Origin of the sequence: Bacillus sp. WP8, from assembly GCF_000800825.1 — a bacterium.
GTDB lineage: Bacteria > Bacillota > Bacilli > Bacillales > Bacillaceae > Bacillus > Bacillus safensis.
In genome coordinates this window covers 1,968,035-1,987,714 of record NZ_CP010075.1, presented here as the reverse complement: position 1 = coordinate 1,987,714, position 19,680 = coordinate 1,968,035, and the positions used below count along the sequence as shown (strand labels likewise).

General features: G+C 40.9%; 23 protein-coding genes. 17 read left to right on the top strand and 6 right to left on the bottom strand.

Going from position 1 to position 19,680, the window contains the following annotated elements:
• Positions 1–690: a queuosine precursor transporter gene (locus tag QR42_RS09825; protein ID WP_039179408.1), complete on the bottom strand. Its 690-nt coding sequence runs from the start codon at positions 688–690 to the stop codon at positions 1–3.
• 94 nt (positions 691–784) lie between these two features.
• Here QR42_RS09825 and QR42_RS09820 point away from each other — a divergent pair, with 94 nt between their 5' ends.
• The 3 genes from QR42_RS09820 to QR42_RS09810 all read left to right on the top strand — a co-directional run bounded on the left by QR42_RS09820 (position 785) and on the right by QR42_RS09810 (position 1,992).
• Entirely contained in the window at positions 785–1,456 is a 672-nt protein-coding gene (locus QR42_RS09820; protein ID WP_039179405.1) for a ribonuclease H family protein, read from the top strand.
• Position 1,457: 1 nt separating this feature from the next.
• The gene (locus QR42_RS09815) at positions 1,458–1,640 is read left to right on the top strand and encodes a zinc-finger domain-containing protein (RefSeq protein WP_024422748.1); all 183 of its coding nucleotides are present in this window, start codon (positions 1,458–1,460) and stop codon (positions 1,638–1,640) included.
• 169 nt (positions 1,641–1,809) lie between these two features.
• Complete coding sequence (locus tag QR42_RS09810) at positions 1,810–1,992, top strand: hypothetical protein (RefSeq protein ID WP_039179402.1); 183 nt, start codon at positions 1,810–1,812, stop codon at positions 1,990–1,992.
• Positions 1,993–2,043: 51 nt separating this feature from the next.
• Here the strand turns inward: QR42_RS09810 and cspD are convergent, their stop codons facing one another.
• On the bottom strand, positions 2,044–2,244 hold the full coding sequence (gene cspD / locus QR42_RS09805; RefSeq protein ID WP_024422747.1) for a cold-shock protein CspD: 201 nt from the start codon (positions 2,242–2,244) through the stop codon (positions 2,044–2,046).
• Positions 2,245–2,507: 263 nt separating this feature from the next.
• On the opposite strand from cspD, the gene QR42_RS09800 reads away from it, so the two are divergent.
• Positions 2,508–3,209 carry an AIM24 family protein gene (locus QR42_RS09800; RefSeq protein WP_039179399.1) on the top strand — a complete coding sequence of 234 codons (702 nt, stop codon included), beginning with the start codon at positions 2,508–2,510 and terminating at the stop codon, positions 3,207–3,209.
• A gap of 33 nt (positions 3,210–3,242) precedes the next feature.
• On the opposite strand, the gene QR42_RS09795 is transcribed toward QR42_RS09800, so the two are convergent.
• Together QR42_RS09795 and metA are read right to left on the bottom strand one after the other, a co-directional pair.
• Positions 3,243–4,394 (bottom strand): diglucosyl diacylglycerol synthase, encoded by a 1,152-nt coding sequence (locus QR42_RS09795; RefSeq protein ID WP_024422744.1) that lies wholly within the window; start codon positions 4,392–4,394, stop codon positions 3,243–3,245.
• 227 nt (positions 4,395–4,621) lie between these two features.
• Positions 4,622–5,530 carry a homoserine O-acetyltransferase MetA gene (gene metA / locus QR42_RS09790; protein WP_039179396.1) on the bottom strand — a complete coding sequence of 303 codons (909 nt, stop codon included), beginning with the start codon at positions 5,528–5,530 and terminating at the stop codon, positions 4,622–4,624.
• Positions 5,531–5,669: 139 nt separating this feature from the next.
• Between metA and QR42_RS09785 the strand changes: the two genes are divergently transcribed.
• From QR42_RS09785 to QR42_RS09730, 12 genes are all read left to right on the top strand, one after another.
• Positions 5,670–7,352 carry a formate--tetrahydrofolate ligase gene (locus tag QR42_RS09785; RefSeq protein ID WP_039179394.1) on the top strand — a complete coding sequence of 561 codons (1,683 nt, stop codon included), beginning with the start codon at positions 5,670–5,672 and terminating at the stop codon, positions 7,350–7,352.
• A gap of 74 nt (positions 7,353–7,426) precedes the next feature.
• Entirely contained in the window at positions 7,427–7,909 is a 483-nt protein-coding gene (locus QR42_RS09780) for a glutathione peroxidase (RefSeq protein ID WP_039179391.1), read from the top strand.
• A 1-nt stretch (position 7,910) separates the two neighbouring features.
• Complete coding sequence (locus QR42_RS09775) at positions 7,911–8,534, top strand: HD domain-containing protein (protein WP_039179389.1); 624 nt, start codon at positions 7,911–7,913, stop codon at positions 8,532–8,534.
• Positions 8,535–8,564: 30 nt separating this feature from the next.
• A complete protein-coding gene (locus QR42_RS09770) occupies positions 8,565–9,701 on the top strand; it encodes a conserved virulence factor C family protein (protein WP_039179385.1) in 1,137 nt (378 codons plus the stop codon).
• A gap of 307 nt (positions 9,702–10,008) precedes the next feature.
• Positions 10,009–11,685 carry a dihydroxy-acid dehydratase gene (gene ilvD, locus QR42_RS09765; RefSeq protein WP_024422739.1) on the top strand — a complete coding sequence of 559 codons (1,677 nt, stop codon included), beginning with the start codon at positions 10,009–10,011 and terminating at the stop codon, positions 11,683–11,685.
• An 81-nt stretch (positions 11,686–11,766) separates the two neighbouring features.
• Entirely contained in the window at positions 11,767–12,201 is a 435-nt protein-coding gene (locus QR42_RS09760; protein ID WP_039179382.1) for a BrxA/BrxB family bacilliredoxin, read from the top strand.
• Between the two features lie 66 nt (positions 12,202–12,267).
• Complete coding sequence (locus QR42_RS09755; protein ID WP_039179379.1) at positions 12,268–13,056, top strand: class I SAM-dependent methyltransferase; 789 nt, start codon at positions 12,268–12,270, stop codon at positions 13,054–13,056.
• 298 nt (positions 13,057–13,354) lie between these two features.
• Positions 13,355–13,972, top strand: a complete 618-nt coding sequence (locus QR42_RS09750) for a YpjP family protein (RefSeq protein WP_025093100.1) — start codon at positions 13,355–13,357, stop codon at positions 13,970–13,972.
• An 18-nt stretch (positions 13,973–13,990) separates the two neighbouring features.
• Positions 13,991–14,518 carry a phosphatidylglycerophosphatase A family protein gene (locus QR42_RS09745; RefSeq protein WP_024422735.1) on the top strand — a complete coding sequence of 176 codons (528 nt, stop codon included), beginning with the start codon at positions 13,991–13,993 and terminating at the stop codon, positions 14,516–14,518.
• A 103-nt stretch (positions 14,519–14,621) separates the two neighbouring features.
• Positions 14,622–15,416 carry a thymidylate synthase gene (locus QR42_RS09740; RefSeq protein ID WP_024422734.1) on the top strand — a complete coding sequence of 265 codons (795 nt, stop codon included), beginning with the start codon at positions 14,622–14,624 and terminating at the stop codon, positions 15,414–15,416.
• Positions 15,413–15,898, top strand: coding sequence for a dihydrofolate reductase (locus tag QR42_RS09735; protein WP_034623511.1), 486 nt, complete (start codon positions 15,413–15,415; stop codon positions 15,896–15,898). The genes QR42_RS09740 and QR42_RS09735 overlap by 4 nt, the downstream gene beginning before the upstream one ends.
• 19 nt (positions 15,899–15,917) lie before the next feature.
• Positions 15,918–16,541: a lysophospholipid acyltransferase family protein gene (locus QR42_RS09730; protein ID WP_039179374.1), complete on the top strand. Its 624-nt coding sequence runs from the start codon at positions 15,918–15,920 to the stop codon at positions 16,539–16,541.
• Positions 16,542–16,579: 38 nt separating this feature from the next.
• Here the strand turns inward: QR42_RS09730 and trhA are convergent, their stop codons facing one another.
• Positions 16,580–17,218 carry a PAQR family membrane homeostasis protein TrhA gene (gene trhA, locus QR42_RS09725; RefSeq protein WP_034623514.1) on the bottom strand — a complete coding sequence of 213 codons (639 nt, stop codon included), beginning with the start codon at positions 17,216–17,218 and terminating at the stop codon, positions 16,580–16,582.
• Between the two features lie 14 nt (positions 17,219–17,232).
• Positions 17,233–18,201, bottom strand: coding sequence for a sigma 54-interacting transcriptional regulator (locus tag QR42_RS09720; protein ID WP_039179371.1), 969 nt, complete (start codon positions 18,199–18,201; stop codon positions 17,233–17,235).
• A 181-nt stretch (positions 18,202–18,382) separates the two neighbouring features.
• Between QR42_RS09720 and ilvA the strand changes: the two genes are divergently transcribed.
• Positions 18,383–19,651: a threonine ammonia-lyase IlvA gene (gene ilvA / locus QR42_RS09715; RefSeq protein WP_025093104.1), complete on the top strand. Its 1,269-nt coding sequence runs from the start codon at positions 18,383–18,385 to the stop codon at positions 19,649–19,651.
• Positions 19,652–19,680: the final 29 nt, after the last annotated feature.

Genomic DNA, 19,680 nt, shown 5'->3' with positions numbered 1-19,680 from the left:
TTAATTCACCCTTTCATCAAGCGGAACCATTCTTTTCGCTGCATACGCATATGGTGTCCCAATCGCGGCGACGATAAATTTAATCACATAAGTCGTGATGAAGATTTCGATCCATACATGAAATGGATAGGTGCCAAGAAAGGCAATGGTTGTGAAGATCAGTGTATCAAGCAGCTGGCTGATCATCGTACTTCCAGCGTTGCGCACCCAAAGCGCACCATCGGAAGGAAATATCCGGCGAATAAACGAATATACATAAACATCTAACATTTGACTGATGATATAAGCAGCAAGACTGCCAAGTGCGACCCTTGGCATAAAGCCAAATATCGTTTCGAGCGATGTTTGAGACATGTCGGATGGAGCGGGATGGAAAAGCAAAGCCTCCTGCATGACAACGGTTAGCGTTAAAAGGGTGGCAAAGCCAATCCAGACAGCTTTCCTCGCTTCATTTTGTCCATATTTTTCATTCAATACGTCCGTTGCAAAGAACACACTGCCATATAAAATGTTTCCAAGTGTTGCCGTTAAGCCAAACAATTCAACGGTTTTGACCACTTGTAAATTTGCAGCAACCGTCGCAAAGCCAATCCAGACGAAAAGGCCCATCTTGCCAAATCCTTTATAAAATAGAAGAACAATGATAAAATTAATGATCGCAAATAAGATCCAAATACCTTCATTAAACAAGTGACATGAACTTCCTTTCTCATTGTAAAATGTAACTTTTTGATTATAGCATAACGAACGTTTACCTTAAAAGCACGGGAAGGCGATGTGATCAATGAAATTAAGAGCGCACTATACAATGAAAGTGAAATCGATTGGGTCCATTGCTTTTTTCCAAGAAGATTGGATGGAGCTAAAAGAGGCCTTGCTTTTAGCAAAACATATCGATAAAAAAGAACCACAGTCACTCCTATCATTTGAAGATGAAAAAGGGGCGATGTGGTCTATTAAAGAACTTGAAAAGCTAAATGAAGAACTAAAGCTTGAACCTGATCAGCTTCAGGTCTATTTTGATGCAAGTTTTCACAAAGAAACAGGCGACTCTGGCCTTGGGGTTGTCGTCTACTATAAGCTCGGAGAAGAGGCTTATCGTTTGAGAAAAAATCAGCCCTTCCAAGGAATCACCAATAATGAAGCGGAGTATGCAGCTTTATTTGAGGCAGTAAAAGCTTTGAAAGACCTTGGGGCAAGCAGAAATTCTGTCACGATTAGAGGCGATTCACTTGTTGTCATGAATCAATTAAAAGGAGAATGGCCTTGTTATGATGATATACATAACAAATGGCTCGACCGGATTGAAGCGGCTTTAAAGGAGCTGAGGCTTACGCCAACATATGAAGTCATCGATCGTAAACAAAATGCAGAAGCGGATCAGCTTGCAAGGCAGATACTTGCAGACGTCCCAATTGAAAGTAAATTGAAATTAGAAGCAGACGGAGCTGAATAATGTGGATAAAAAAACAGCAGTACAAGAATTGACGGATCTCCAAGACACGTATTGTTCAGATTGCTTGATTAAGAAGCACTTTCGAAAAGAATATGGCAAAAAATACGCCCACTCCTTTTGTATTCAGCAATGCACAGTCGGAGAGAAAATAAAAGAATACGGACAGACGCTGCTTAAAAAGTAAGCGGCTGCCCCGGTTTTCCTTACTCAAACATCCGCTCGTGAAAAAAAACGGATAGAATGTGTTAAAAAAGAACATATTCTGAAAAATGAGCCGATATAACTATAGAAAGTTTTGGTTGAGTTACTTTTTGACTAAGTGACGGATAATAGAGGAAAAGGGGAAGGCCGGCATGAATAATAAGGATTTCGAAACGGTATTACATCGAACATTTCAAGAGGTATACAGCGATCTAGAGCAGCTAGTAGATGTAGCAAAGAAGGGAAGACCTTTTCTCGAAAAAGATATTTCTGAAATTGAACAACGACTGAAGCAAAATATTTTAGCCATTGAAATTCAGCTGAAAATCAAATAAGAGAGGCATATGCCTCTCTTTATTTTGTCGTTTCATCATTGATTTAGTTGATTAAAGTTTTGTTACGTTTGCAGCTTGAGGTCCACGATTACCTTCAACGATTTCAAAAGAAACTTCTTGTCCTTCTTCTAAAGACTTGTAGCCGTCACCTTCGATAGCTGTGAAGTGAACGAATACATCGTCTCCGCCTTCAACTTCAATGAAGCCGAAACCTTTTTCATTATTGAACCATTTTACTTTACCGTTTTGCATATTGCTTTTTCCTCCTAGTACTGTAGCACACCTTTTGGGCATACTAAAAAAAATTTTCATCACCTAACGACTTTACAGTTGTTAAATGATGGTTCCACTATACACCATCAAAAGTAACGCGTCAAGCAGGCGAGCCAAATTTTGAGCAGAATGTTTGATTTTTTTGTTTTTTTGGTGAATAACAATGAAAAATAAAACGTCCTTTTCGGAACCTAACGTGCAGCTTGTCCGTATATAAAAAAAATACAGAAAGAGGTGCAATCATGAATCGTTATACACTTGAAGAATTTATTCAGAATACGCAGCAAGAAGATAAGGGAGAAGGGGTCTTTGAACTTGAAACATCAAGGCTTCTAGAAATTAATTTGACTGACACCATTTGGGCAAAAACAGGTTCCATGGTTTCCTATCGAGGGAAAATCAAATTTGAACGTGAGGGTGTTTTTGAGCACGGCGTCTCAAAGATGTTCAAAAAAATGCTCTCGGGAGAAGGCACCTCACTAATGAAGGCGACAGGTGATGGGAAATTATATGTGGCAGATCAAGGCAAAAAAATCTCAATTCTCCGTTTGGCCCAAGGGGAATCTATTTTTGTGAATGGAAACGACCTGCTCGCATTTGAACCATCTGTCCGCTGGGATATCAAATTGATGAAAAAGGTATCAGGCATGCTTGCAGGCGGATTATTTAATGTCAAATTAGAAGGGCCGGGCTTAGTAGCAATCACAAGTCATTATGAGCCGCTGACGCTCATTGTTCAGCCGGGTGACTCTGTTTATACAGATCCGAATGCGACTGTTGCGTGGTCAGGTGATTTAAAAACTGAATTTGTGACAGATGTTTCCTTTAAAACCTTTATTGGCAGGGGAAGCGGAGAGTCTATTCAAATGAAGTTTACTGGAAGCGGCTTTGTTGTCGTTCAGCCGTTTGAAGAAGTATACACAACAAATGGAAATCAAGGGTAAAGAAAAAGGTGTCCGTCATTGACGGACACCTTTTTATGATAATGCGCGAGCATATGTTTTGTTATTCATGATGAGATCTGACTGCTCGACGATATCTTCCAAAATGGTTTGAGAAGATTGTTTTAAGTGCAGTTTTTTCATGTTTTGTTTCATTGTTTCTAATTTTTCTTCGTCCTGAAGCAAGTTGGTCACAGATTCTAAAATGTCTTCATGTCTGTTAATGACAATGGCAGCGCCATAATCCTCAAAGAAAAGAGCATTTTCTTTTTCTTGGCCAGGGACAGGCTTGTAAAGAATGACTGGGACACCGATTGCAGTTGCTTCTGTTAAAGTAATGCCGCCTGGTTTTGTAATCATACAATCTGTTACTCTGAACAATTCATCAATTTGTTCCACATATCCAAGCGCCTTCAATTGATCTGGGTGTGCCTGCTCAAGAACGCTAAGCGATTGTTTCAGTGCGGCGTTCTTTCCGCATACAACAACAATTTGTACTTCACTGTCGAGAAGCAGCGCCTCACATAATTCCTTCACATTTTTTAGTACACCGTGAGCACCGGCCATGATAAGAAGTACTTTTTTGTCGGATGATAATCCATATTTTTTATAGATCATCGATTTTGGCACGTCGGCTTCAAACTGTGGTCTAATAGGAATACCTGTCACTTTGACATCGCTTGGATGTGTGCCGATTTCCACTAATTTTTGTTTCACATAATCGGTTGCAACATAGTATCGGTCGATGTTTTCATGTACCCAAATCTTATGGAGACAAAAATCGGTCATGACATTAAAAGTCGGAATCACTTTACCTGTTTTGTTTCGATATTCTGGTACAACAATCATCGGGAATGTAATAATGATGATATCTGGATTGTGTAACTGAATTAATTCATCGAGACGCTTATTTCCCATCTTTAAATAAATGTTAAATTTGCGTTTATTGTAAATTTTATCAACACCGTAATAAAACAAGCGATAAAATTGTTTCCCAATGGAAAAGCTCTTCAAGTATAAATATTGAGTCACTTCTGACACAATGGGATTCGATTCTTGATACAAATTAGAAACTACAACATGTTCAAATCCTTGGGATTTGCATTCATCATACAGTGTTTTTGCTACCTGCATATGTCCATTTCCATAATTTGCGGTCAAGATTAATATTTTTTTATTGGTATTCAAGAATATTCACCTCAAATGTAATCAACAACAACAAAACTTCGTACGAAACTATTAATCTCATAGGTCTACATATACATAAAGATAACATATAAACAGTTAGAGCATATCATTCGTTACGAAAGAATTAAACTAATTTTAAAAAACAAACAGATTCAATTGATAATGGAAGACAGAGCCATTTGTATTTTAACACATTTTGACGATTTATCATCAGACCACAGTCTATTTTATTCCCAAACGTATGGTGTTTCTTGATAAACATAATAATTAAGCCAATTCATAAACAATAAGGTTGCATGGGCTTTCCAGCGATTTACTGGGATTAATGTGTCACCATCTTCTATAAAATAGTGGACAGGTTTTTGGACTGTATCATCTTTCAACAAATCTCTTTCATATTCCTGCATCAATGTATCTGTATCATACTCAGGATGTCCAGTTAAAAATACTTGTTTATCATCATCTGAAACAATTAAACAAACACCTGCTTCTTCAGACATACTCAAGACTTTCAAATTCGGCGTGTTTTTTAATTGTTCTGTATTAATATCTGTATGCCTAGAATGTGGGACATAGTATACTTCATCAAAACCTCTGACTAATCTTTCTTTTTTCTCTTTCACAATATGCTCAAATACGCCAAATTTTTTCTCGGGAAGCTTGATTTTTTCAATCCCGTAATGGTGATATAAACCTGCCTGTGCACCCCAGCAAATATGAAGGGTAGACGTCACATTGGTTTTACTCCAGTCCAAAATGTCCTGCAGCTCTTTCCAATAAGAAACTTCTTCAAAAGGTAAGTGCTCAATTGGTGCGCCAGTGATGATCATTCCATCAAATTTTTTATGGCGAATCGATTCAAAGGTCGTATAAAATTCATCTAGATGCTCTCTCGACGTATTCTTCGGTGTATGTGTACTTGGAATCAAAAACGTAAAGTACACTTGTAAAGGAGAATTTCCGAGCATTCTCAGCAGCTGCGTTTCAGTTTGTATTTTTTTTGGCATTAAATTTAAGATCACGATATTCAAAGGACGGATATCTTGCTTGAATGCCCTTGTCTCATCCATGACGAAAATATTTTCGCTCTCTAGTATTTGTTTTGCCGGCAGATGAACTGGTATGTTAATAGGCAACTCGCCACCCCCTGAACCAAAGCTAATTTCACTTCATTATAGGAACTTTCTGGCGATATTTCAATGTTTCAATTATGTTACAATGAAAAATAGAGCAAAAAAGAATGCTGTTTCTGTAAAAAAAGGAGGCCGTTTTGTTATGATCACAAAGCATTTATCAGATATTGACATTGCCCAAAAGGCTAAGCTAAGACCAATTCAAGACATCGCAGCAAAGCTGCAACTACATGACGAAGAATTAGAATGCTATGGTTTCACAAAAGCGAAAATATCTTTGACTATTTTTGACCGTTTAAAGGAACAAAAAGAAGGACACGTGATTCTTGTCACTTCCATCAACCCAACGCCAGCAGGTGAGGGGAAATCCACGGTAACAGTCGGCCTTGGTCAAGCCTTCGAAAAAATTGGCAAAAAAGCGATCATTGCGATGCGTGAGCCATCATTAGGTCCTACAATGGGGATTAAAGGCGGGGCAGCGGGCGGAGGATATTCACAGGTGCTGCCAATGGAAGAAATCAATCTTCATTTCACAGGAGATTTTCATGCCATTACATCTGCACATAACGCCTTATCTGCATTTATTGATAATCATATCCATCACGGAAATGAACTCGGCATCGACACGCGCCGCATTGTATGGAAGCGGGTGCTTGATTTAAACGATCGTGCATTAAGACAAGTCGTTGTCGGACTTGGCGGTCAGTTAAATGGGTATCCTAGAGAAGACGGATTTGACATTACAGTTGCTTCCGAAATGATGGCGATCCTCTGTTTAGCAGAAGACTTATCTGACTTAAAAAACCGTCTTTCTTCTATTGTTGTTGCCTATAATCAAGAAGGCGAGCCAATCACAGTGGGAGCACTTGGATATGAAGGTGTCCTGACGTTACTTTTAAAAGACGCACTCAAGCCGAACCTGGTTCAAACGATTGAAGGAACCCCAGCACTTGTCCATGGCGGTCCTTTTGCCAATATTGCACATGGATGCAATAGTTTAATTGCAACCAAAATGGCAGCAAAATTAGCTGATTATGTCGTAACAGAAGCTGGATTTGGAGCAGATCTTGGAGCAGAAAAGTTCCTTCACATTAAAACAAGAGCTGGTGATTTCAAACCTGGTGCAGTTGTCATTGTGGCGACAGTGAGAGCATTAAAGATGCATGGCGGAATGAAGAAAACCGAACTCAAAGAAGAGAATGCACACGCCGTCTTAGAAGGTATACATAATTTAGAAAAGCATATTGAAACCGTGCAAGCTTTTGGTCTTCCATATATCGTCGCGGTAAACCGTTTTATTACGGATACAAAAGAAGAGATTCAAGCGATAGAAGATTGGTGCGGCAAACATGGCCATCCAGTTAAAGCCGTGAATGTATGGGAAGAAGGAGGCGAAGGCGGGACAGCTCTTGCCGAGGAACTAGCGGAACTCATTGAAAAGAAAAAGAACAACTTTACCTATTTGTATGAAGAGAACGATTCCATAGAAGAAAAGTTATCTAAAGTGGCCAAAGTGGTTTACGGGGCAGATGGGGTCACGCTCACATCCAAAGCAAGAAAGCAGCTGGCTGCCATTGAGGAAAACGGCTGGGCTCATTTGCCGGTTTGTATGGCAAAAACACAATATTCTCTTTCGGATGATCCAGCTTTAATCGGCAGACCTAAAGGCTTTACCATTACGATTCGCGAGTTAAAGCCATCTGTAGGAGCAGGATTTATTGTGGCCTTAACCGGAAGCATTTTGACAATGCCTGGATTACCTAAAAAACCTGCGGCTCTCGAAATGGATTTATTAGAAGACGGCAGTGTGACAGGACTCTTTTAAACGGGAGCATAAAAAGCGATTTTCTAAAAGAAGCATGTTACGATAGGAAAAAGTGAATCCTAGGAGGCTATGAGATGTCAATTTATGATATTCAGGTCAAGACCATTAACGGTCAGGAAAAATCGATGGCAGAATACAAAGGAAAAGTGCTCATTATTGTAAACACAGCAAGCAAATGTGGACTGACTCCTCAATTTAAACAATTACAAGAGCTATATGATCAATATCATGAAAAGGGCCTTGAAATTTTAGGATTTCCGTGTAACCAATTTATGAACCAAGAGCCAGAAGGAGAAGAAGCCATTCAAGAATTCTGTTCTTTGAATTATGGAGTGACCTTCCCTATGTTTGCGAAAGTAGATGTTAATGGCGAAGAGGCGCACCCACTGTTCAAGCATTTAACAAGTGAAGCGAAAGGTGTGCTTGGGACAAAAACAGTGAAATGGAATTTCACAAAATTTATCGTTGACCAAAACGGAGAAGTCACTGAACGCTTCTCTCCAAAAACGCCACCAAAAGAATTAGAAAGCTCAATCATCGCTCTGTTGGACAAATAAGATGCTGACAGTCATGCAGCGAAAACAATTGGAGGCAGCTGCCTCCTTTGTTTCAGACAGGCTGAAGGATGAACCAACTGGACACGATGCGGCTCATGTTGCTCGTGTGCGCCAGCTTGCCGTCCGTATTGCACATCAGGAAGGCGGCTCTTTCTTTATCATCGAAATGGCGGCAATTGTACATGATGTCATTGATGAAAAGCTGTCAAGTGAATGGAAAGTCACTAAGGAGCAGCTTGAGCACCAGCTCCTTTTGTGGGAATTGGATACGAGGGATATCCGCTACATCATGGACATCATTACAACGATGTCTTTTCGTCACCGGCATAAGCAGTTTAGGCCGATGACGTTAGAAGGGACTATTGTTCAAGATGCGGATAGGCTGGATGCGATAGGAGCAAGCGGTATCGCTAGAGTTTTTACGTATGCTGGCGCAACAGGTGAGCCCCATTATACAAAGGACACGCAGCAGGGCTCTGTGCTAAAGCATATGGAAGAAAAACTGCTCAAATTAAAAGACTTGATGAACACTCGTGCAGGGAAGCAGCTTGCTGATGAGCGGCATGAATTGATGAGTTTATTTATCAAGAAATGGAAAGAAGAATGCGGCCTTACAGATGAGTAGGGTCTTTATGTGTGTAAGGAGGATATATCAATGAAAATAACAGCCATAGAACCGACGCCAAGTCCGAATACCATGAAGGTTATTTTGACAGAAGCACTTGCCGGCGGTAAAAGCAACAACTACAAAAAGGATCAAAAAGACGAAGCCCCAGAAATGATCAAGCGTATTTTAAGCATTGAAGGTGTAAAAGGGGTTTATCATGTCGCAGATTTCTTAGCAGTCGAGCGAAATGCAAAGTTTGACTGGCAGGGTATTTTACAGCAGGTCAGAGAAGCCTTTGGACAAGAAACAGAAGGCCTTCAGGAAGGATCGCAGTCAGGCGATGACACATTTGGTGAAGTGAAAGTGTTTGTCCAAATGTTTAATGGGATTCCGATGCAGGTCAAACTGTCAGACGGTGAAAGAGAAGAGCGGTTTGGCATGCCTGAACGTTTTCAAGCAGCCATTTTAAAGCTTAGAAGCAGCTCAGACAATGTCGTGTTTGAACGTGTGTGGAAAGAACACGGCGTTCGTTTTGGGGAATTTGCTGATATCGGTCAGGAAGTCACAGAGGAGCTGCAAGCAGCCTATGATGATGAGCGTTTAGCCCGATTAACAGAGGCAGTAAAAGAAGGGCAGGAAGCTGTAGATAGACAGGTGAACCGAAAAGCATATGATGTAACAGAAGCCATGCTGCAAGAGGAAGATTGGAAAAAACGTTTTGCCCATTTAGAGCAAATGCAGCCAGAGCAAAAGGATATACCTGTTTTAATGAAAGCAATGGAGGATCCAAAAACGTCTATTCGCAGACAAGCCGTTGTGAATGCTGGCATGATTGAGGATCCTGCCATTCTGCCTATTTTATATAAGGGGCTCGAGGACAAAACAGTGACAGTCCGCAGAACGGCTGGTGACTGTATTTCTGACCTTGGTGACCCTAGCGCTATAGAAGCCATGATCGCAGCATTAAAGGATCCGAGTAAGCTCGTCCGCTGGCGTGCAGCGATGTTCCTTTATGAAGAAGGGGACGAAACGGCACTTGAAGCATTAAAAGAAGCAGAGCAAGACCCTGAGTTTGAAGTCAGTCTTCAAGTCAAAATGGCGATTGAGCGCATTGAGCATGGAGAAGAAGCGAAAGGCTCTGTATGGAAGCAAATGACAGAAAGTAGAAAGAATGCATCAGAATGATGAGAAAAATGAACAAGCTGCCAATGAAAAGCAGCTTGTTTTTCTAAAAAAGATAGACAGAAAAATTTTTTTAGAAAAATTATTTTGAATATTGTTGAAATATGCGAAAAAACTCTATATAGTAGTACCAATATAGAATATTGGAGGTCAGATTTTATGACACGAACCTTGCTGAGCGCTTGCTTCAGCAGCCATGTTAGTCATCAGTCATTCATAGGTGGCTAAATAAACAGAAAATTTGTAAAATAAAATCAACTCAAAATCATGCAGTCAACAAGACTTGTAGTATAGGAGGCTTTTTAAACAGATGGCAGAACTACGCAGTAATATGATTAAACAAGGAATCGACAGAGCACCTCACCGAAGCTTACTAAGAGCAGCGGGGGTAAAGGATGAGGATTTCGGCAAGCCATTTATTGCCGTATGTAATTCCTATATTGATATTGTCCCAGGACATGTCCATCTTCAGGAATTCGGGAAGATTGTGAAAGAAGCCATTCGTGAAGCTGGCGGCGTTCCATTTGAATTCAATACGATTGGCGTCGATGATGGAATTGCCATGGGTCATATCGGGATGAGATATTCATTGCCAAGCCGTGAAATCATTGCTGACTCTGTAGAAACCGTTGTATCTGCTCATTGGTTTGATGGAATGGTTTGTATTCCTAACTGCGATAAAATCACACCAGGAATGATGATGGCAGCGATGCGCGTGAATATCCCGACTGTTTTTGTGAGCGGCGGACCGATGGAAGCGGGTAGAACAAGTGACGGCAGAAAAATTTCTCTTTCTTCTGTATTTGAAGGCGTTGGTGCATACCAGTCAGGTAAAATCAATGAAGAGGAATTAAATGAATTAGAGCAGTTTGGCTGTCCAACCTGCGGATCTTGTTCAGGTATGTTTACAGCTAACTCAATGAACTGTTTGGCAGAAGCACTCGGGATTGCTCTTCCTGGAAATGGAACAATTTTGGCGACATCACCAGAGCGAAGAGAATTTGCGAAGAAGTCTGCAAAACAACTCATGGAGCTCATCAAAAAAGATATTAAACCACGGGATATTGTCACTGAAAAAGCAATTGATAATGCATTTGCATTAGATATGGCTCTTGGTGGTTCAACTAATACTGTTCTTCACACATTGGCGATTGCGAATGAAGCAGGTGTTGAATATTCACTTGAACGTATCAATGAAGTAGCAGAACGTGTGCCTCATTTATCGAAACTTGCTCCAGCTTCAGATGTTTATATTGAGGATTTACATGAAGCAGGCGGCGTTACAGCCGCACTAAATGAATTGTCTAAAAAAGAAGGAGCTCTTCATTTAGATACAATGACCGTCACTGCAAAAACGCTTGGCGAGAACATTGCGGGACATGAGGTGAAAGATTATAACGTCATTTATCCAATTGATAAGCCATTTACTGAAAAAGGCGGCTTAGCCGTTTTATTTGGAAACCTTGCGCCAGATGGAGCCATCATTAAAACGGGCGGGGTACAAGACGGGATCACACGCCATGAGGGACCTGCGATCGTATTTGAATCCCAGGAAGAAGCCCTTGAAGGCATCATTAATAGAAAAGTAGAAGCAGGACATGTTGTCATCATTCGCTACGAAGGACCTAAAGGCGGACCTGGCATGCCTGAAATGCTTGCACCTACTTCACAAATCGTCGGCATGGGACTTGGACCAAAGGTTGCTTTAATTACAGACGGACGTTTTTCCGGCGCTTCTCGCGGATTGTCTATTGGACACGTCTCACCAGAGGCAGCTGAGGGCGGCCCGCTTGCCTTTGTTGAAAATGGTGACCATGTCGTTGTCGATATCGAGCAGCGCATTTTAAGCGTAGATGTTCCAGAGGAAGAATGGGAAAGAAGAAAAGCAAACTGGAAAGGCTTTGAGCCAAAAGTAAAAACAGGTTATCTTGCTAGATATTCAAAACTTGTGACATCAGCCAATACAGGCGGCATCATGAAAATTTAATCTGATATCGAACATTTGAAAATTGGCTCTCTCTATAGTATCCTTTATTCACAACATAAGGATTATAGAGGGGGCTTTTTTATGTCAATGGCATATGAAGAATATATGCGCCAGCTCGTTGTACCGATGCGTCAAGAGCTGACAAGTGCAGGATTTCAAGAACTAACAACGGAAGAAGAAGTAGAACAAACGATGCAAGAAAGAGAAGGAACGACATTTGTCGTTGTCAATTCTGTATGCGGGTGCGCTGCCGGCTTAGCACGCCCAGCTGCTACACAAGCTGTGATGAAGGCAGAAAAAACACCAGATCGAATTGTCACAGTTTTTGCTGGTCAGGACAGGGAAGCAACGGCAAAAATGAGAGAATACTTCACAGGGGAAGAGCCATCGTCTCCATCTATGGCACTTTTAAAAGGAAATGAACTCGTTCATTTTATTCCGCGTGACGAAATTGAAGGTCATGAAATGGAAGACATCATGAACAACGTCTTATCTGCATTCGAAAAACATTGCTAATACACATGTTGAAATGTCCTGTAAACAAATCAGGGCATTTTTTCTTGATCATGATGGAGGAACTGCATGCTTATCACAACAAGCTTTAGAGCAAATGAACAAACAATTGAAACAGCAAAAGCCCTTGCAGAGGATTTACATGGTGAGTATGTTGAAAGGCGCAAACAATCTGTCAAGCAGCTTGCGATGAAACGAGGAGATGTCCTTGTTGTGGGGAAGGAAAGATTCGAATGGTATCAGCCAAATGGTGAAAAGTTCTTCTTCCATCCAAGCTCAGCGATGTTCAGGGTGAAGCGGCTCATGCGCGGAGAAAAGGATCCTTTAATCGAAGCCACGCAGCTTCGGCCAGGCGATTCCTTTTTAGATTGTACGCTTGGTCTAGGATCAGATGCCATTACAGCCAGCTTGCGAGTAGGTCCGAATGGAAGGGTCATTGGTATCGAAAAGAATCCCATGACAGCATTGTTAGTCCGAGAAGGATTAAACACATGGGAGACAGGGGTAAGAGAGGCAGATGAAGCGATGAAACGGATATCTGTTGTAAGTGGAGACAGTATCGAGCAGCTAAAAAAGCTCTCTGATGAATCAATTGATGTCGTCTATTTTGACCCGATGTTTGAGGAGGCGATTCAAGAATCTGCAAGTATCGCTCCGCTCCGTCATGCGGCAGAGTACCACTTTGATCACGAAACAGCCGTCCAAGAAGCGCTGAGAGTAGCGAGAAAAAGAGTGGTTTTAAAAGATCATTGGAAAAGCACCCGATTTCAAGCAGACTCCTATCAATTTCACGTTTTAAAACGAAAAACAGCCCAATTTCATTATGGATATATTGAGAAAGAAAAAAGCCCTCGCTAAAGGTTCAGCTGTGCAGACAATTCTTTTTAATTCCTTGTCAAGCATCTAAAAAAGCCCTTATTCAGGGCTTTTAATCTGTAATCTCCATATAGACAAAATAAAATAATGTCAGCAAGGAAGCCGTAATAAAAAACCCTTCAAGCATACCCATTCCTCCCAAATTTTAGTCGCCTTTACTGCCATTGTAAACGTTTTATTATAAAAAAGAAAGTCTCAAATCGGTGACCAAATTGAATGACTGAAAATTCATTATATGCTAGAATAGCAGTATGATAACTTATGGAAGGAATTAGATATCATGAAGATGTGGATGAGAAAAACGCTTGTTGTGCTCTTTACGATTGCAACTTTTGGTTTAGTCTCTCCTCCGTCGGCTTTGATGACAGACAAGCCCTCTGAACTTTCTTCATCTGATAAAACGCCTTATACAGCTGTTTATGATACATCAGATGAATTGCGCAGCTGGGAACGAACGCAAGAGGAAAGCAAAGAGCAGATAGACCCCTTTGAGCAATATAAGCAAGAGGTGCTGTCAAGTGCAGAAAATCAATCCTTTCTCAAATTTGGCCGTAAAATCACACCTGTCATTGAGGACGAGTACAGAGAAGAAATTCAGCCGAAGATTGAACAAGTGTTAACCGACTATTTAACAAATTTCAAAGATGACGAAAAATTTCAAGATGTTGTGATAACTGATCAGCCTTCAAGCGGAAATGGCGAAAAAATCTTCCACATTTACAACCGCAAGACTGGAGAAGATTTGCTCCGTTTTCATGTCAGAAGAGATCAGCCGCCTCACAGCGGATATTGGTTTAACTTTCATTACCATACAGCAGAAGATGGATTCCAGACGCATCATGAACTCGGTAATATTTACTGGGATAAAAACACCCCGCCGAGCTGGATGAGCCACTAGAAGGAGATGTCATGCCAATTGAAAAAATATACAATGAACGAAATGGTGCAGATTACAAAACAAATGTTAAACGATCGCGGAGTGAAAATTGAAGATATCGCACACATTGTGCTGAAGCTCCAAGAAAAATATCATCCAAACCTTCCACTTAGTGTCTGTATTGAAAATGTTGAAAAAGTGCTGAATAAAAGAGAAATTGTCCATGCAGTTTTAACAGGACTTGCCCTTGATCAGCTGGCAGAAAAAAAGCTTTTGCCAGAACCTTTACAGCACTTAGTTGAAACAGATGAGCCGCTATATGGAATTGATGAGATTATTCCGCTTTCCATTGTCAATGTATATGGATCAATCGGTTTGACCAACTTCGGTTATTTAGATAAAGAGAAATTTGGTATTATTCGTGAATTAGATGAAGGCCGTCCAGGTGAAGTGCATACTTTCCTTGATGACCTAGTCGCTGCACTTGCCGCAGCAGCTGCAAGCCGGATTGCTCACTCACACCAAGATATTAAGGATGAAGAGCAGGAACGAGTGAATCAAGTATAAAAAGAAAAACATGTCTGCTCATCATGCAGGCATGTTTTTTTGGTTTCAAGAAAAGCTGAAATAAGGTAAACTACAACAAGAACATAAATAAAGGATGAAAAAAATGAAACAATACAAAGAGTTATGCCGTCATGTATTACAGCACGGGGATGAAAAAGGTGACAGAACGGGTACAGGTACAATCAGCACGTTCGGTTACCAGATGAGATTTGATTTACAGGAAGGGTTTCCTCTTTTAACCACAAAGAAATTACACCTGAAATCAATCATTCATGAGTTGCTTTGGTTTTTAAAAGGTGATACAAATGTCAAATATCTTCAAGAAAATGGTGTCCGGATTTGGAACGAATGGGCAGATGAAAATGGAGAGCTGGGCCGTGTATACGGGGCGCAGTGGAGATCATGGGCGAGCGGAGACGGCGAGACAGTGGATCAGATCGCAAAGCTGATTCATGATATTGAGCACAACCCGAATTCAAGACGACTGATCGTCAGTGCTTGGAACCCGGGGGAAATTGATCAAATGGCGCTGCCTCCTTGTCATTGTCTGTTTCAATTTTACGTATCAAACGGGAAGCTTTCCTGCCAGCTATATCAAAGATCGGCAGATATCTTTTTAGGCGTGCCATTTAATATCGCTTCATATGCTCTTCTAACGATGATGATTGCCAAAGTCACAAATCTTGAGCCAGGAGAGTTTATTCATACACTCGGAGATGCTCATATTTACCAAAATCATCTTCCACAGGTGAAAATGCAGCTAGAGCGCGAAGAACGCACTCTTCCTACGCTTCGTATTACGAGAGATGTAAAAAGCATTTTTGATTTTACGTTTGATGATTTTGTGCTTGAGAACTATGATCCGCATCCGCATATTAAAGGAGAAGTCAGTGTATGATTTCCATGATTGTGGCGACAGGAGATGACAGAGTCATTGGTCAAGATAATCAAATGCCTTGGCATTTACCAGCAGATTTAGCGTATTTTAAAAAAGTCACAGGCGGTCATACGATTGTCATGGGCAGAAAAACCTTTGAATCGATTGGACGAGCGCTGCCTAACCGCCGAAACATTGTGCTGACCACAAGTTCTTCTTTTAAAGCAGAAGGATGCGAGGTTGTTCATTCAATTGCTGACATTTTGGCAATTGCGGAGAGCGAGACAGAGCTATTTATCATTGGCGGGTCTAAGCTGTATGAAGAAATGATGCCATATGCGGATCGTCTCTATATCACGCACATTCACCATGCGTTTGAAGGAGACCGCTATTTCCCGTATTACAATGAAGATGAATGGACGATTGTATCACGCGAAAAAGGCCATCGTGACGAAAAGAACCCCTACAATTATGAATTTGTCGTCTATGACAAAAAAGGATAAGTGAGTAGGAGGAGTACGGTTGTTTCGTTATTGGTTTTTAACGATTTATGTTGTTGTATCCTTTTTTAAAAGTATGAGGCATTTGTACGATCATGAATTAACGGATCCACGCATTTCCTATACGAAACGAATGCATCTCATTCATGAGTATGCAAAAAGATTTGCCCGGGGATGTATTGATCAATCAGGATCAGTCATGACCATTCATCAGCAAAAGAAGCTGCCAGATGGCCCGGTTATTTATGTCACAAAAGAGCTGAATCCAGTCACGACGACATTATTGATCGGCCACCTAGAGAAGCCATTTGCTTTTATGGCAAAGCCGAAGCTCTTTCGGTATCCGATTATAAAACAATGGCTCAAAAAAATGGCGGTCATTCATCAGAATCAAACGGATGAGGTCTTATTAGAAGAAGCAAAGGAAAGAATCATGTCTGGGCAGAGTATCTTGCTTTCAGAAGCATATCGTCACATTGCAGAGGCGCTTGCTGAAGAATACGATTGTCCGCTTGTACCGATTGAAACGAGCGGAACGGATCGTCTTTTAACTGGGAAGATCGTGAAAAGACTGCGTCCTGTTAATGTTGATATTCATATTAAAGCTCCTGTCATGATCAGTGATTACGCACAAAAGCGTGCATAGAAAAAACCAGCATCCGAATAGTGGATGCTGGTTTTTTTTCATGCAGCAGGAACGTTCACACAATAGAATAAAATACAGAAGAACATCGAGGCGCTGCCGCCGAGAACAAAGCTGTGCCAAATCGCATGATGATAGGGGATTTTCCGCCAAATATAAAAGATGGTTCCGACCGAATATAAAACGCCGCCTAACAGTAAGAGGCCAAATCCTGCACCTGTTAATTGGATATAAAGCGGTTTGATGGCAATGATGATCATCCAGCCCATTAATAAATAGACAAGGGTAGATACGATAATAAAGCGTTTGACGAAAAAGATTTTAAAGACAATCCCACCAGCAGCAAGCGCCCATACAATCGCAAGGAGTGTATAACCCAGTGCACCTTTTAGAGGTCCAAGTAAAAAGGGTGTATATGTACCAGCAATCAATACATAAATAGCCGAGTGATCGAGGATTTCAAAAATATCTTTTGTTTTTTGGTGCCGAATGCTATGAAGCAGGGTTGAGCTTAAATAGAGTAGCAGCATGGATGCACCAAATATCGAAAAGCTGATAATGTCTGTGACGGTGCCGTATTGAACAGCGAATAAGACGAGAAACACAATAGCTGGAATGGATAAAATAACACCAATGCCATGTGTAATGGCGTTTGCAATTTCTTCTTTTACAGTAAACAATGGATGTCCTCCTTTTATTGAACCGGTATATAACCATCAAGCGACTTCAGGAATGAAAGACCTTCAAGTGTAATCTTCGTTCCGGCCCTGCCTTTTCCTTTCGTCACGTATGCTTTTTTCTCAAGATCATCTAAGCGGTTTCGCACCTGCTGAGGGGTGAGCGGAATGTCTCCTTGCTTGCTTAGTTCAGACAGGATGCGTCTGCTGGCCGCTTCTCCTTTTTCATTGAGAGATTTAATGGCTTCCAGCAAGAAAACAAACTCTTGTTTTTCCATTAGTGTGAGCTGGTGTTCTTCCTTTTTACCTTTCACGGCTGAGGGAAGAGGTGCTAACACAAAGGGAGGTAAATGATGTAAAAATACCGTGTGGCCCTCGAGTATGGACGCAGCGTAATGAACGATATTTTTGAGCTCTTGCACATTTCCTTCAAATGGATACTGCTGCAAGGCTTCCCAAACACTTGGATCAATGTCAGGAGCCATGTCCAGCTCTTGAAAGAAAGCATTTGTTAACACAGGAATGTCTGTTTTTCGTTCAGCTAAAGCCGGAAGGGCCAAATGAAGAACATTCAAACGATAAAACAGCTCGGGTAAAAAGGTAGAAGAAACCCTGAGTGCCTCTATTGATAAAGACGAAGAAGCGATTACTTTTGTTGCAGGTGAGGTTTCTAGAAAGTGAATGACCTTGTGCTGCATAGGAATACTTAATGCGGCGACCTCATCTAAATAAAGAATTTGATTGTTTTTTTCTGTGAAGGCTTTCTGTAAGATTTCTTCATTCAAGATGGGGCAATACATGTGTGTCAGTGCTGCGTGTGGAATAGATGCGTTCGCCATTTCTTGGGCAAATAGTGTTTTGCCTGTGCCGGTGCCTCCTGTTATTAAGACTGGTTGTTCGTTTTTCGAAAATTGTTTTGCCAGATGAATGGCATGCTTGATGTCTTGATGATCTCCATATATAGACGTGAACGATTGTGTGGCCATGAGGTGGTTCCTTTCTTTGTGGTTCTAATTGGTTCAATTGTAACACCCAATTAAAACAAATGTACAGGAAAACGAGAAAGTTTATAAAATTTATGATGGATCCGTGATCTATTGGTTTATTTTTTGAATATTCATGTTATAATGACAAATTAAATAAGGTTAAAGAGAAAGGATCTTGTACATGAAACCGTTGCTCAAAGAAAATACGCTAATTCAAGTGAAAGACATCTTAAAAGCCCATCAAAATTTGAAGGATGTAGTCATTCATACACCACTTCAAAAAAATGAGCGACTTTCTGAACGATATGAATGTAATGTCTACTTAAAAAGAGAGGATCTTCAAGTAGTTCGTTCCTTTAAATTAAGAGGCGCTTTTAATAAAATGAGCCAACTTCCAAAAGATAAACTAGAAAATGGCATTGTCTGTGCAAGTGCTGGAAATCACGCACAGGGTGTTGCCTATTCTTGTAAATATTTAGGCATCCACGGGAAAATTTTTATGCCTGCTACGACGCCAAGGCAAAAAGTATCCCAAGTGGAGCTGTTCGGAAAAGAATATGTTGAAATTATTTTAACCGGAGATACGTTTGATGATTCGTATCATGAAGCCGTAAAATGCGGAGATGAAGAAAAGCGCGAATTTATCCATCCGTTTGATGATTTGGATGTGATGGCAGGACAAGGAACGACTGCTGTCGAAATATTAAACGATATCGAAGTGGAGCCTCACTTTTTATTTGCAAGTGTCGGAGGTGGAGGTCTGTTATCTGGTGTTGGTACATATATCAAAAATATCTCACCAGAAACCGAAATCATTGCAGTCGAACCGCTTGGCGCAGCTTCACTGCATGCCTCGCATGAGAAGGGCGAGGTTGTGACACTTGATTCGATTGATAAGTTTGTGGACGGAGCAGCGGTTCAGCGGATTGGCGAAAAGACGTTTACATCGCTTCAGTCTGTTGTCGATAAAATCAGTCTAGTACCAGAAGGGAAAGTATGTACAACGATTTTGGAGCTGTATAATCAATGTGCGATTGTAGCAGAACCGGCTGGCGCATTGCCGATCGCAGCATTAGATGCTCATCGCGAGGAGATCAAAGGGAAAAATGTTGTCTGTATTGTCAGTGGAGGAAATAATGACATCGGCAGAATGCAGGAAATCAAAGAACGCTCGATGATCTATGAAGGGCTTCAACATTACTTTATTGTCAATTTTCCGCAAAGAGCAGGAGCGCTTCGTGAATTTTTAGATGAAGTGTTAGGGCCAAATGATGATATCTCACGCTTTGAATATACGAAAAAGAATAACCGAAGCAAAGGTCCTGCGCTAGTCGGCATCGAATTGAAAGAAAGAGATGACTATGCAGCGCTGATTGAGCGGATGGATAAAAAAGGATTCCACTATGTTGAAGTGAATAAAGATCAAGATTTATTCCACCTATTTATTTAGGCTTAACAGATAATTGGAAAAGAGGATTG